Annotated in this window: 17 protein-coding genes; 8 read left to right on the top strand and 9 right to left on the bottom strand. The window is 39.2% G+C overall.

Going from position 1 to position 13,534, the window contains the following annotated elements:
• Window positions 1-68: 68 nt before the first annotated feature.
• Window positions 69-1,493 (bottom strand): tRNA (N6-isopentenyl adenosine(37)-C2)-methylthiotransferase MiaB, encoded by a 1,425-nt coding sequence (gene miaB, locus ACTG7L_RS00905; protein ID WP_439256586.1) that lies wholly within the window; start codon window positions 1,491-1,493, stop codon window positions 69-71.
• 154 nt (window positions 1,494-1,647) lie between these two features.
• Between miaB and infA the strand changes: the two genes are divergently transcribed.
• The 3 genes from infA (at window position 1,648) to lnt (ending at window position 4,455) form a co-directional block, all read left to right on the top strand.
• Window positions 1,648-1,866 (top strand): translation initiation factor IF-1, encoded by a 219-nt coding sequence (gene infA, locus ACTG7L_RS00900; protein WP_132301427.1) that lies wholly within the window; start codon window positions 1,648-1,650, stop codon window positions 1,864-1,866.
• A 154-nt stretch (window positions 1,867-2,020) separates the two neighbouring features.
• Window positions 2,021-2,923, top strand: coding sequence for a CNNM family magnesium/cobalt transport protein CorC (gene corC / locus ACTG7L_RS00895; RefSeq protein WP_439287112.1), 903 nt, complete (start codon window positions 2,021-2,023; stop codon window positions 2,921-2,923).
• Between the two features lie 2 nt (window positions 2,924-2,925).
• On the top strand, window positions 2,926-4,455 hold the full coding sequence (lnt, locus tag ACTG7L_RS00890; protein WP_439287111.1) for an apolipoprotein N-acyltransferase: 1,530 nt from the start codon (window positions 2,926-2,928) through the stop codon (window positions 4,453-4,455).
• A gap of 234 nt (window positions 4,456-4,689) precedes the next feature.
• Here the strand turns inward: lnt and ACTG7L_RS00885 are convergent, their stop codons facing one another.
• Window positions 4,690-5,070, bottom strand: a complete 381-nt coding sequence (locus ACTG7L_RS00885) for a hypothetical protein (RefSeq protein WP_439287110.1) — start codon at window positions 5,068-5,070, stop codon at window positions 4,690-4,692.
• 183 nt (window positions 5,071-5,253) lie between these two features.
• On the opposite strand from ACTG7L_RS00885, the gene ACTG7L_RS00880 reads away from it, so the two are divergent.
• The 5 genes from ACTG7L_RS00880 (at window position 5,254) to purN (ending at window position 9,158) form a co-directional block, all read left to right on the top strand.
• Complete coding sequence (locus ACTG7L_RS00880) at window positions 5,254-5,568, top strand: helix-turn-helix domain-containing protein (protein WP_439241365.1); 315 nt, start codon at window positions 5,254-5,256, stop codon at window positions 5,566-5,568.
• Window positions 5,568-6,851 (top strand): type II toxin-antitoxin system HipA family toxin, encoded by a 1,284-nt coding sequence (locus ACTG7L_RS00875; protein ID WP_439287109.1) that lies wholly within the window; start codon window positions 5,568-5,570, stop codon window positions 6,849-6,851. The genes ACTG7L_RS00880 and ACTG7L_RS00875 overlap by 1 nt, the downstream gene beginning before the upstream one ends.
• Window positions 6,852-6,994: 143 nt before the next feature.
• A complete protein-coding gene (locus ACTG7L_RS00870) occupies window positions 6,995-7,249 on the top strand; it encodes a hypothetical protein (RefSeq protein ID WP_439241369.1) in 255 nt (84 codons plus the stop codon).
• A gap of 176 nt (window positions 7,250-7,425) precedes the next feature.
• Window positions 7,426-8,463 carry a phosphoribosylformylglycinamidine cyclo-ligase gene (purM, locus tag ACTG7L_RS00865; protein ID WP_439287108.1) on the top strand — a complete coding sequence of 346 codons (1,038 nt, stop codon included), beginning with the start codon at window positions 7,426-7,428 and terminating at the stop codon, window positions 8,461-8,463.
• A 56-nt stretch (window positions 8,464-8,519) separates the two neighbouring features.
• Window positions 8,520-9,158 carry a phosphoribosylglycinamide formyltransferase gene (gene purN / locus ACTG7L_RS00860; protein ID WP_439287107.1) on the top strand — a complete coding sequence of 213 codons (639 nt, stop codon included), beginning with the start codon at window positions 8,520-8,522 and terminating at the stop codon, window positions 9,156-9,158.
• 92 nt (window positions 9,159-9,250) lie between these two features.
• Here the strand turns inward: purN and ACTG7L_RS00855 are convergent, their stop codons facing one another.
• From ACTG7L_RS00855 to ACTG7L_RS00825, 7 genes are all read right to left on the bottom strand, one after another.
• Complete coding sequence (locus tag ACTG7L_RS00855) at window positions 9,251-9,610, bottom strand: ComEA family DNA-binding protein (protein WP_439287106.1); 360 nt, start codon at window positions 9,608-9,610, stop codon at window positions 9,251-9,253.
• Window positions 9,611-10,446: 836 nt separating this feature from the next.
• Window positions 10,447-12,252, bottom strand: coding sequence for a DUF927 domain-containing protein (locus tag ACTG7L_RS00850; RefSeq protein ID WP_439287105.1), 1,806 nt, complete (start codon window positions 12,250-12,252; stop codon window positions 10,447-10,449).
• 47 nt (window positions 12,253-12,299) lie between these two features.
• Entirely contained in the window at window positions 12,300-12,539 is a 240-nt protein-coding gene (locus ACTG7L_RS00845; RefSeq protein WP_439287104.1) for a helix-turn-helix transcriptional regulator, read from the bottom strand.
• A complete protein-coding gene (locus tag ACTG7L_RS00840) occupies window positions 12,533-12,742 on the bottom strand; it encodes a hypothetical protein (RefSeq protein WP_439287103.1) in 210 nt (69 codons plus the stop codon). Before ACTG7L_RS00840 ends, ACTG7L_RS00845 begins: the two co-directional genes overlap by 7 nt.
• On the bottom strand, window positions 12,739-13,080 hold the full coding sequence (locus tag ACTG7L_RS00835; protein ID WP_439287102.1) for a hypothetical protein: 342 nt from the start codon (window positions 13,078-13,080) through the stop codon (window positions 12,739-12,741). Before ACTG7L_RS00835 ends, ACTG7L_RS00840 begins: the two co-directional genes overlap by 4 nt.
• On the bottom strand, window positions 13,073-13,294 hold the full coding sequence (locus tag ACTG7L_RS00830) for a hypothetical protein (RefSeq protein ID WP_439287101.1): 222 nt from the start codon (window positions 13,292-13,294) through the stop codon (window positions 13,073-13,075). Before ACTG7L_RS00830 ends, ACTG7L_RS00835 begins: the two co-directional genes overlap by 8 nt.
• Window positions 13,287-13,508 carry a hypothetical protein gene (locus ACTG7L_RS00825; protein WP_439287172.1) on the bottom strand — a complete coding sequence of 74 codons (222 nt, stop codon included), beginning with the start codon at window positions 13,506-13,508 and terminating at the stop codon, window positions 13,287-13,289. Before ACTG7L_RS00825 ends, ACTG7L_RS00830 begins: the two co-directional genes overlap by 8 nt.
• Window positions 13,509-13,534 lie beyond the last annotated feature (26 nt).

Here is a 13,534-nt window from a genome sequence, read left to right as displayed (position 1 = left end):
TGGTGAAAAAAAACCGCAGTTTTTATTTGAGAACAAAAACTGCGGTGAAAATAACCAGAATTTTTTAATTAAGCGGCATATTTGCCAACCCCTAATTCATCTTCTTTACGCGTTCGATTAATCACGGCTTGTGGCGATTGAATCACACGTAAGCCCATTTGATCTTCAGTACGCACCACATCACCACGCAAGGAATTGGTGTACACGTCAGTAATCTTAATGTCCACAAATTTGCCGATCATATCTGGTGTGCCTTTGAAATTCACAATACGGTTGGTTTCGGTTCTACCAGTGAGTTCCATAATGTCTTTTTTAGACGGCCCCTCTACCAAGACACGCTGTTCCGTCCCCAACATAGCACGGCTAAATTGTGCCGCTTGGTTATTAATACGTTGTTGCAACAGATACAAGCGTTGTTTTTTCTCCTCTTCGCTCACATCATCAGGCAAATCTGCCGCAGGTGTCCCTGGGCGAGCCGAGTAAATAAAGCTAAAGCTCATATCAAAATTTACTTGCGCAATCAGATTCATGGTATCTTCAAAATCCTGATCCGTTTCCCCTGGGAAACCCACGATAAAGTCAGAGCTAATTTGAATATTCGGACGAACTTTGCGTAATTTACGAATAATCGCTTTATATTCCAACGCCGTGTGGTTACGTTTCATCATGGTTAATACCCGATCCGACCCGCTTTGTACCGGCAAATGCAAGAAACTCACGAGTTCTGGCGTATCGCTGTACACCTCAATAATATCGTCTGTAAATTCAATCGGGTGGCTGGTGGTGAAACGTAAGCGGTCAATACCATCAATGGCGGCCACCAAACGCAATAATTCCGCAAAAGAACAAATTTCGCCATCAAAGGTTGCCCCACGATAGGCATTCACGTTTTGCCCTAACAGGTTCACCTCACGCACGCCTTGCTCGGCTAATTGGGCGATTTCAAATAAAATATCGTCCACAGGACGGCTCACTTCTTCGCCACGAGTATAAGGCACCACGCAGAATGAGCAGTATTTATTACAGCCCTCCATAATCGACACAAACGCCGTTGGCCCCTCGGCTCGAGGTTCAGGCAAACGGTCAAATTTCTCAATTTCAGGGAAACTCACGTCCACCACAGCACGTTTTCCGCCCCGAATTTGATTAATCATTTCGGGCAAACGGTGCAAGGTTTGTGGGCCAAAAATAATGTCTACAAATGGCGCACGATCACGAATATGCGCCCCCTCTTGTGAGGCCACACAACCGCCCACACCAATCACTAAATTCGGATTATGTTTTTTCAGCTGTTTCCAACGCCCGAGCTGGTGGAATACTTTTTCTTGGGCTTTTTCACGAATGGAACAAGTATTTAACAACAATACGTCCGCTTCTTCTGCTTCTTCGGTCAGTTCTAAGCCATGGGTGCTTAATAATAAATCTGCCATTTTTGAGCTGTCATACTCATTCATTTGACAGCCCCAGGTTTTAATATGTAATTTTTGCGTCATTTTAATTAATTTGTTAATCGGGTCATAAAATCGGTTGGCTATTGTACAGTTTTAATCACATTTTATCAAATTAATGCTTTCAGAACAGGCGACAAAATAGTATAATTCGCCCGTTTTTTATATTTATGTTAAAGAAAAAAGGATTAATCAATTAATGTCTAAAGAAGATTGCATTGAAATGCAAGGCACCATTTTGGAAACCTTGCCAAACACAATGTTCCGTGTGGAATTAGAAAATGGTCACGTAGTGACGGCCCATATTTCAGGTAAAATGCGTAAAAACTATATTCGTATTTTAACCGGTGACAAAGTGACCGTGGAAATGACCCCTTATGATTTAAGCAAAGGGCGCATTATTTTCCGTGCGAGATAATTCAATATTGACCAACAAAGCTCGAAACATTCGGGCTTTTGTTTTTTGGCAAAACACATTAAAAATCTACCGCACTTTTCGCTCAACTAACCTTTTCTTTGCATGAAAAATATGCTAATTTCAACAGGTCAACTATCAAACCAATAAAAAAACTATGGACGAACACTCGAATAACCCAACTCAAACCGATACTTATCAAAAAAAATCGTTCTTTCAATCTTTATTTGGTCGTTTTTTTCAAGGCGAACTGAAAAACCGTGAAGAATTAGTGGAAGTCATTCGGGACTCTGAACAAAATGATCTCATTGACCAAGACACCCGAGAAATGATCGAGGGCGTCATGGAAATCGCTGAACTGCGCGTTCGGGATATTATGATCCCACGTGCGCAAATCGTCTTTATTGAAAACGATCTTGATCTCGAAAGTTGCCTTGATACCATTATTGACACTGCACACTCACGTTTTCCGGTAATTACGGATGAACGAGATAACGTACTTGGGATTTTGCATGCCAAAGATCTGTTGCAATTTCTGCGCGAACAGCCTGATGAGTTCAATATACAAGCGATTTTACGCCCTGCGGTGATCGTGCCAGAAAGCAAACGGGTGGATCGCATGCTGAAAGATTTCCGTACTGAACGCTTTCACATGGCAATCGTGGTGGACGAATTTGGCGCCATTTCAGGTTTGGTGACCATTGAAGATATTTTAGAGCAAATTGTCGGCGATATTGAAGATGAATTTGATGAAGAAGAAGTGATTGCTAATATCCGCCAACTTTCTCGCCATACTTACGCTGTACTGGCATTAACGGATATTGATGATTTTAATGAGAAATTTGGTACCCATTTTGCGGATGAAGAAGTGGATACTATCGGCGGTGTGATTATGCAGGCCTTTGGTTATTTGCCCAAACGAGGCGAAGAAATTGAGCTAGACGGCATTCATTTTAAAGTCACTTCCGCCGACAGCCGCCGGATTATCCAGTTACGCATTACCGTGACGGATGAGCAGTTGGAAACCATCAGCCATATTGAAAACAACACGGAAGAATAATCATGCGAGGCTTACCCTATCTTATTGCGTTAATCTCAGGTGGCGTGGGCGTCTTTGCCTTTTCTCCCTTTGATTATTGGGGCATTGCCTATCTTTCTGTGTTTGGTTTACTTTATGTGGCTAAAATTCCCCCCAAAAGCACCGCACTTCGGGCCAGTTTTTTATGGGGCGTGAGCTTTTTTAGCATTGGCACCAGTTGGCTACATGTCAGTATTCACCAATTTGGCGGTTCGCCCCTCTGGTTAAGTTATGGATTGGTATTACTTCTCGCCTGTTATTTAGCGCTTTTCCCTTTATTCTTCAGTTATTTAGTCCAACGCTTTAAAGTATCAAGCCCTGTTATCTTTGGCGCAATTTGGACATTGACCGAATTTTTACGAGGTTGGTTATTTACCGGTTTTCCATGGCTCCAATTCGGCTACACGCAAATTGACAGCCCTTTTGCGGGCATTGCGCCTATTTTCGGGGTCACTGGTTTAACGTTCTTTGTGGTTTGGTTAAGTGCGGTGATTTTTAATGCTGTTTTTGCTTTCACTTCCCGCCCTCGAAAATTCAACCTTGCAATCGCAAATATCGCTCTTGCTGTTGTGGTTAGTATCGTTGCGACCTTAGCCAAAAGAGATTACACCAAACCCGTGGAAGAAAAAGCCATTACCATCACGTTAGCGCAAGGCAATATTGCCCAATCGCTAAAATGGGATCCCGACTATTTACAATCCACCTTACAAATTTACGCCAAGTTAATTAGCCAACATCTTGGCAAATCCGATCTGATTATTCTTCCCGAAAGCGCCCTACCCGCTTTAGAAGAACGTATCCAGCCATTTTTTGCGGAATTAAATCAAGCCAGTCAAACCACCCATACGGATATTATGATCGGCACCGTTCATCATGATAACAACAGCGGAAAATTATTTAATTCCATTGCCTTAGTTGACGGCCAGTACCGTTCTGACACAGCACAACGTTACAATAAACATCATCTTGTGCCATTCGGGGAATATGTCCCCTTAGAAAGTTTATTACGCCCTCTTGGATCGGTCTTTAATCTCCCCATGTCTGCTTTCCAAAGTGGCCACGCTATTCAATCTGATCTCGTCAGCCAAGGTCGCCATTTTATGGGCGCAATTTGCTATGAAATTATTGAAAGCAGCCAATTACAAGCTAATTTAAAACCCGATACCGATTTTATTTTAACCGTTTCCAATGATGCTTGGTTTGGTGACAGCTACGGTCCTTGGCAACATTTCCAAATGGCCAGAATGCGAGCCTTAGAATTAGGTAAACCCGTGATTCGAGCCACGAATACTGGCGTAACCGCTTTTATTGATGCACAAGGAAATATCATCCAAAAAGCACCGCAGTTTGTGGAAACGACATTAACGCAGAAAATTGCCCCAACACAAGGTAAAACACCTTATGCCGTGTTAGGGAACAAACCATTGTACTTTCTGCTATTATTATTTGTGTTATTTCGTGTCGTGGGACTGTTCGTGAAAAAGAAAATCACAGCCATATCACCTAACTTGTAGTAAATGCCTTGCCCGCATCAACGCTATCTACTCTTTTGAAAAATGTTTGTATTTCTACAAGAAATGGAAACAACCCCTTTAAAAGGATAAAATTCAATTTAACCCCTAAAGGAGATAATTTATAATATATAGCTTTTGAAGAACAAGATGCGTGATGAAATAAAATCTCATCACGCCTTTTCTAATACTTTCTGAAAAAGAAAAAAATGAGAAAAATCTTTCATCCTCCCACTCCTAACTATTCATTAAAGCATCAAATTTTTGTTTAAAAATATGTTGATCTGCAATAAAGTTAATTCTAAATGTATTGTCATAAGCAGAACTGATAATACTCAACGCACCATTTTCAAACACGATATTTTCAATACTTTCAAGAGGAATGGAATATTCATGTAAATCTTGATCTTGTAGCATGATTCGCTTATTCGTTAATGCTAAATAGGTTTTGTAGTGTTTCGTCAATAATGCAGCCATTGGAATGGAAATTAACGCCCCAATTAGCGTCCAAGTAAGCAAAAGAAGAATAATCCACCAAATTAATTTTGATTTTCTTTTTGGTTCGTAAACGACGTATTCATCTTTTGTTAGGCGATTTTGAATATACTTACTTGTCATATAGATACCCCTTGATAGTGTGAAATTGAATTAAACACATTCTAACATTGTTTTTTTTTTGCACAATTTGTTATTATTTGGAAATAATAAATTTTTAAATATACCGCTTAAAGGATAACATTGACTTTAACCCCTTAAAAGGATATAATATAAATTATCCCTTTTAGAGTGTAGGATTTCATTATGGCATTAAGTATTACCAGTGCAAAAATGCTTGCACAAATTATTAGAGAATATCGTTATCAAGCAGGTTTATCCCAAACAGATGTAGCAAAACAAGCGGCGACAAAACAAGCGACTGTTTCCGTATTTGAAAACACGCCCGAAAGCACAAAATTAGACACATTGTTTAAAATTTTAATGGCATTGGAATTGGAACTGATTGTTCAACCTCGTCCAACTCAGGGGCAGGTGTTGCCGACCCAAAAACAAGACTCAGATAAAAATATGATTAGAGAAGAAAGTGCAACTTATATTGTTGATAGTGAGATTTGGTAATGGAAAATATTTTGAATATTGCAATGAATGGATTTCACGTTGGACAATGGCGCAAGCTAACGAGTGGGGCAACCGAATTTCAATATAACCCAAACTGGCTACATTCTGAACGTGGCCGACCAATATCACTTTCGCTCCCACTTTCAAATAAAATTTATAAAGGCGAAGTGGTATTTAATTTTTTTGATAATTTATTACCTGATAATGAGCAAATTCGCTCTCGTATTCAGCAACGTTTTCAAACTCACACCAAAACCCCTTTTGATTTACTTGCTGCCATTGGGCAAGATTGTGTCGGGGCAATTCAACTTTATCAAGAAACACCGCATTTTATTCGTCAAATCGAGGCAGCAACATTAAATGAGCATGAAATTGAAGTGCTGTTGAAAAATTATCAATCCTTACCATTAGGCATGGATAAATCAGATGATTTTCGTATTTCACTTGCTGGTGCTCAAGAAAAAACAGCCTTATTACTTCATCAAGGACAATGGAAACGTCCGCTTTATTCCACCGCAACTAGCCATATTTTTAAGTTACCCATTGGGCAAGTCGCTCAAGGTCAGCTTGATCTTTCAATGAGTTGTGAAAATGAATGGCTTTGTTTGGAAATTTTACGCCTCTTTGGTTTAGATGTACCTAACGCCGAAATTCGCCATTTTGGAGAAACCAAAGTGTTAATTGTAGAACGATTTGACCGCCGTTGGGCAAAATCGGGAAATTGGCTTGTACGTTTGCCACAAGAAGACCTCTGCCAAGCCTTAAATATTGCTCCCGCTCGCAAATATGAATCAGATGGTGGTGCTGGCATTTTGTCGATTATGCACTTACTCAATAGCTCTGCTGATCCGCTCAATGACCGAAAACGCTTTTTTAAAGCACAGATTTTGTATTGGCTGTTATGTGCCATTGATGGACATACCAAAAATTTCAGTATTTTTCTGGAACAAGGTAACCGCTATCGCCTAACGCCATTTTATGATGTGATGTCAGCTTATCCGTTGATCAACCCGAAAGGACTACGCCATCAAAAAATCAAAATGGCCATGGCATGGCACGGCGAAAATAAGCATTATTTCTGGGATAAAATCCAACTTCGCCATATCTTCCATACCGCCAAACTAGCAGGTTTTGCCAAAGAAAATGTGGAAGATATTTTACATGAGATTAGTCAAACATTGCCAACACTATCACAAATTCAATGTGATCATATTCCTGAATTTATTCGTGAACCTATTTTGCAAGGGATCGAGGAAAAAACAAAAAGTATATTGAGGGTTTAATTCAATCCCCCATAAAGGGTAAAACACAAATTAACCTCTAAAAGGTATAATGTGTATTCTAGCTTAAATTGTAGAGATGTTGAGTTATTATAGTTTTTGAACTATACTAAAAGACCAATATTTTCTTTAATTAGTTGAATCTTATGGATAATAATGACTCTTTCAATCACCTCTTGTATTTATCAGGATTAATTGACGATATTGATCTATTGCTATCTCTATTGGAAGAAAAAGGGGTAAAGGCGACTAAGGCTAATATTCGAAGTTGGAGAAGAAAATCCGGTAAAGATAATTCTAGACCTGTCCCTAATAAAGTTTTGTATTCATTGTTTAAAATTCTCTTTGAGGCGAAAAATAAAGATCCAGCTCGTTTCAATGTATTTAAGCCATTAAATTAATTATTATTTCTTGAAATTTCCGAAAAAATAACCGTAAAGCTCTACGCCCTAATATCCTAGATATTGGGGAGCATCTTTTTTAGGACTTTTTTATTTTAAATACCATTACGCAAACGTTTACGTAAATCAGTAAACTCGGTATAATACGGCAAAATTTCTAATAAAAGGACAACATCGTGAGCAAACCATCATTAAGTTATAAAGATGCTGGCGTGGATATTAACGCAGGCAATGAATTAGTCGAACGGATTAAACCGCACGTAAAACGCACCACTCGCCCTGAAGTGATTGGCGGTTTAGGTGGTTTCGGTGCGTTATGTGCGTTGCCAAGCAAATATAAAGAACCGATTTTAGTTTCAGGTACTGACGGTGTTGGCACCAAATTACGTTTAGCGATTGATTTGAAAAAACACGATACGATTGGGATTGATTTGGTGGCAATGTGCGTCAATGATTTAGTGGTACAAGGTGCAGAACCGTTGTTCTTCTTGGATTATTATGCCACAGGAAAATTGGAAGTAGATGTAGCATCCGATGTGGTGAAAGGCATTGCAGAGGGTTGCGTACAATCAGGTTGTGCCTTGGTCGGCGGTGAAACAGCGGAAATGCCGGGTATGTATCACGCTGGTGATTACGATTTAGCTGGCTTCTGTGTCGGTGTGGTGGAAAAATCTAAAATTATTGACGGTTCGCAAGTACAAGTGGGAGATGCGTTAATTGCGTTAGCGTCAAGTGGTCCACATTCCAATGGTTATTCTTTAGTACGTAAGGTGATTGAAGTATCAGGCGTAAACCCTGCCACAGAACAGTTGGCAGGTCGTCCGTTAAGCGAACAAGTGCTTGCACCGACCAAAATTTATGTCAAATCGGTGTTAGAATTGATTGAAAATGTTGATGTGCATGCGATTGCTCATTTAACCGGTGGCGGTTTCTGGGAAAATATTCCACGAGTTTTACCACAGAATTTGAAAGCGGTCATTAATGAAAAAAGCTGGCAATGGCAGCCTGTGTTCAAATGGTTGCAAGAAAAAGGCAATATTGAAACCTATGAAATGTACCGCACCTTTAACTGTGGTGTAGGCATGGTGATTGCATTACCACAAGCAGATGTAGAAAAAGCCTTGACAGTATTGCGTGCAGCAGGTGAAGACGCTTGGTTAATTGGTCAAATTGAACCGTTACAAGCAAGCGAACAACAAGTGATTATTCAATAATATTCGGGGCGGATCGATATGTCCGCCCTTAATTTTTCAATTTAATACCTATCTTTATGAAAAAAATCGTTATTCTTATTTCAGGTTCAGGCAGCAATTTACAAGCGATTATAGAGGCTTGCGAAAATAAAATGATTAATGGGCAAATTGTGGCTGTGATTAGCAATAAAGCCAATGCTTACGGTTTAGAACGTGCCAAAAATGCCAATATTCCCACCGCACTTTTTGAACGTAAACATTATCCAAATAATCTGGCAATGGATTTAGCTATTGGGGATTTTATTGCTGATCTTGAGGCAGATTTGATTGTGTTGGCTGGCTATATGAAAATTCTCACCGCTGAATTTACCCAACGCTTTGCTGGCAAGATTTTAAATATTCATCCGTCATTATTGCCAAAATTCCGTGGCTTAAACACCTATCAACAGGCTTTGGACGCTGGCGAAACGGAACATGGTACAACGGTGCATTTTGTGAATGAGCAAGTAGATGGCGGTGCCGTGATTTTACAAGCTAAAGTGCCGATTTTCCCTGACGATAGCATAGAAGATATTCAACAACGAGTGAAAACACAAGAATTACAAATTTATCCTTTGGTGGTGAAATGGTTTGTTGATGATCGCTTGAAAGAAATTGACGGACAAGCCTATTTAGATGGTCAATTACTTTCACCACAAGGGTATGCCATAGATTAACATTTAGAATATTATCCTTGCGGTGTATATTCTAAGTTGTAAAGCCATTGCCATAATATTGCAATGGCTTTTGATTAATGATTGGCAAATAACTAGAAAATAATCCGATCTTTATTTTTATCTAATGTGGCTTGCCCAATACCTTGCACCTCCAATAACTGTTCTACTGACGTAAAAGCGCCGTGCTTTTCACGATACTGAACTATCGCCTCCGCTTTTTTCGCTCCGATGCCAGTTAAGGCTTTTTGAATCTCTGCTGCAGATGCGGTGTTAATATTTAATTTATCACCGACTACGGCAACTTCTGCTTGTGTTTCAGTTGCAACCGTTTGTACTGCTACTTGTTGAGTCGGAGCTGTGACTGGTTGAGTGTTTTCTGCGAATGCGTTTGCACCGCTTAATAATGAGCCTGCAAGTACCACAGTACTTAATAATGTTTTAATAGATTTCATAAGATTTCCTTTTTGAAAATGAATGTTGATTTTTTTGCTGAGAATATTGTGAGTAAACTCAACAGAACGTAATTTCAAGCAAAATGCAAAAAGTCTCAAGAAATTTACCGCAGTTTTGGAATGCAGATCACAAAAATCGTAAAAAAGGATGGCAAAACAGCAAGTAAACTGCCCACCAAAGAAATAAAAGAAACAAAAAAGCCAATAAGAAAAAGAAAAAAACAGAATAAGAACTAGATAGATAGCGGAATAATATATTAAAAGAATGGCGGTGAGAGGGGTAACTAAATCCAACCGCTAACTATTGTTAAATAAAGGTTTTTCTATTTTTTCTCGTTCCCTTTGGTGGCTTTTTAGTGGCTTTCTGAATTTTATTATTGATCATAATTGAGCATATTTAAAGCAAAATGTTATTAATTGCCCTTACCCTTGGATCCATATCTCCAATCTAAAAATAAAAAAATATTTTGGGTGTGTGTATTTTTTTTAGGAATTTTAGGAATTTAGGAACGCAAGCCGTTTTTACTTTATAATTCAATTATTTAAGCGTTCCTAAAATTAGGAATTTTTTAGGAACGCAAGGGGGTATTTTTAGGAACGCAAAATTTTATAAAAATGGAATTTAGGAACGTAACCGCCATTTTTAGGAACGTAAAGGGGTGTTTTAGGAACGCAAAGGGGTATTTTAGGAACGTAAAAATATATTAAATTATTGATATTATAATATTTATTATTTTACGTTCCTAAAATTCCTAAAAATATAATAATATCTCTATAAAAATTTGTATTTTTGAGCCATAAAAAAAGCAAGGTTTCCGCCTTGCTCTTGGTTGTTTTTAAATCTGTGGTAATTCTATTTTAAATGCCCTTACCTTTCGCCCCCCTGTTATAGTTTTAGGTATGGTGAAATGATATTCATAATTCCGTTCGGGTTTTCGCATTGGCTTTAATATGCCAGCACTGAACAAAATTTTACACGCCATTTTTATTTGATAATCGCTTGCCATTTCTCTAAACGCATTCGGGTATATATAAAAATGCTCGGGTTCTTTTTCTGTGCTTATAACTTTAAATCCCGCCATATTCTGCGGCTTAAATTCCTTATCATATAACCCGCTATTTGGTTCAACGGTACAAAAACGGCTTTCATTTTGCAAAATCCAGTTTATAACCGTTTCGGCTATATCCTTTTCTTCCCTGTTGGTTTCGCCGTAGTCTTCTTTCCAGTTTAAAAAATTCTCGGTTATTGCCCTTTCGTTTTCGTCTGCCGTCCAGCCTGTTAAGTGTTGGGCTAATTGTAGGGCGGTTTCTAGCGTGGCGAATCTCTCCGTTGCAACTCGTTTTACTTGGTCGCTCATTGTTTCGGTTAATTCAATCCATTTTAATTTAACCTCTTCATACTTCTGTTTGACCTGTTTTTTATTTTTGGCTAAATAGCTGATCCATTCTCTGCCAATAATGCCGTAATGCTCTAACACTTTTTCATTCAAGTGATCGGCGTGGGCTTTGGTGTTTTTAAATTGGTGTAATGCTTGAATATCTTGTATTTGAATATTTAAAAATCGCACTAATTGCCCAGCGTGTACGGTTGCCCCTTTAGCTCCGCCTAAGGCTATTTTTATTTGAGTTTCTAGATCCTTTTCACCTGTTGAAAGTGCCGTTATTTTCCAGTGTTTCGCCTCTTTGTTTACGCCGTCTTTATTGCTTTGTCCTTTGCTAATTTCATTAAATAAATCGTATGCCGTTTTTTTTAGCATTAATCCGTCTGTTGCTTGCCCTATTTCGTCTAATCCTACAAAACCATCATTACGGGCTGCCGCCTCATTTTGAACAGATAGGGCGGTTGCATTCCAGTTAAGCATAATATCTTTTCCTTTGCCATAAATGCTATTAGCAATTTTTAATATAGTGGTTTTGCCTTTTGAGCTTTGTCCGAATAAATGCACGCCGAACGAATCACGCTCTAAAATTTTTAACATTGGGGCGGATAATGCCACGGCTACGCCTAACATCATTGAAGAATTGCCCCTGACGTTTTGAGCGATCTCATTTTGCCAACTTTCTAGCGTTCCGCCTGTGGTATAGCCTAAACTTTTGGAGCTTTGGTTAGTGAAATAAATCGGGCTTGTCGGTTCGCCTATCATTTCCCCATTTGGCAATAAATACGCCCCATTTTGCCATCCTGAAAGTTTGGTTATTTTCCAATTTGTTGGCATTTGTTGGCTAATTTGATGAAAATGGTCGGTTAATTTAGATACTAAGCCTTGCCCCTGTGTCATTTTTAAGCCTTTGGCTTTGAGCTGTTTCCAACCTGTTTCACTGCCAAAATCAGAAAGGGCGACCGCCTCGAGTCTGGGGGCTTTTTCGTCCGTATTTTGCCAACTGAACAAGTAATAATAATCGCCTTGATTGTCTTTGCCTTGCCCTTTTAGCTCTAATTTATTGCAAATCCAGCTAATCTTCTCTGGTTTAATAATTGGTGTATCGCCTTTATAGGTAATCTGTTCAGGATTAATAAAAAATAGCCCGCTTTGGTTCTCCATTTCCTTGTAATCTACATAGGGCGTATTTTTCGGTTTTTCCATTTCTTGCGGTTGTTTCTCGTTGCCAGTTTGGGCTTTTTTAAGTCTTCCGTTCATCATAATTCATAACCTTTCAATCAAAAAAAGGGGCGGTTTGCCCCTTTGGGTTAGCTTTGGTTTTTTGGGGTTCTGCATTGCTCACAATATCGAACAATATCACCGGCAAAAAATTTCGGGCGAGTGCTTGTGACGCTCGGGTCATTTAGCTTTGGCAATCTGATCGGCTTTGGGAAATTCGGATCACGTTTTAGGCTTTGTACATAGCGATAACTTAAACCTAAATAATTGGCGATCTGCTTTATTCCCCATAACTCTTTGCTATTGACGGTTATCTGTTTTTCTAGCATAAAATCCCCCTATTGATGCCGTGTTCTCGTTGCCATTGTTGCCGCTTTTGGCGGTCTTTTTCATATTTTCGGGCGACCATTCTGAAAACTGGATTTTTCATCATTTCCGCTATTTGCTCGGCGGTTTTGCCCTTAATCATTTTTGCACAATATTCTACTCTGCCGCTGTCAATGATTTGTGGTTGATATTGTCTTGCTTTCATTGTTCGCCCCCTTGGTTTTGTGGTTGCTGTGCTTGAATAAATTCGCTTAATAGCTGAAATTCTTGCTCGATTTTCTCTTGTAGAATTTGGGCTATCATCATCAGATCAAAAAATACGGCGTTACTTGCTTCCCTGATAGATTGGCTACCGTGGAAAGTGAATTTTTGATACTGATCATCAATCGCTACATATAGCGAATTTTTAACGCTCAAAAGGCTTTGAAAAGTGTCTAGCTTTTCATCTAGGGCGGTGCGTTCGCTTGGCATTGGGCGATAGTGTCGAATATTGCTGTAATATTCAAATTGCGGTGATTTATCCGTTAAAGGTTGGTTACTCATCATTCGCCCCCTTAAAATCCACATCATCAAGCATCGATTGCAAAGTAGTTAGCATATCAAAGACTTCTTCGTATTCTTCGGGGCTTAATATGCCATTGCGTTGAAAGCCTTGCATATCTAGGGTAATCATTCCGCATACTTGCATAAATTGCCCGATCGCTTTTAAATGTCTTGCACTGCGTGGCGTATATTGGCGGTTAAAACGTTTACGCATAAATCACCCCCTTAACATTGGTTAAAGTGCGGTGTAAATGTTCGGGGTTTTTCACGTTCCAGCATTGCAATAAACAATAATCCCTTGCTATTTTGGCTCGGGCGGTGTGTTCGCTGTCGGCGTTAATGATTAAACGTGCTTTCGGTAAGCGTTGAACGGTGCGACTAGTGTCGGCTAGGTGTTGGCGGTGTATGCCTAAAAATAGATAGATCATTGCTGATAACTCCGTGTAATGTTGAT

The sequence above is a fragment of the Lonepinella sp. BR2357 genome (genome assembly GCF_051851525.1).
In the GTDB taxonomy this organism is placed as follows: domain Bacteria; phylum Pseudomonadota; class Gammaproteobacteria; order Enterobacterales; family Pasteurellaceae; genus Lonepinella.
The sequence above is the reverse complement of the archived record's forward strand: the minus strand, read 5'-3'. Positions and strand labels throughout refer to the sequence as shown.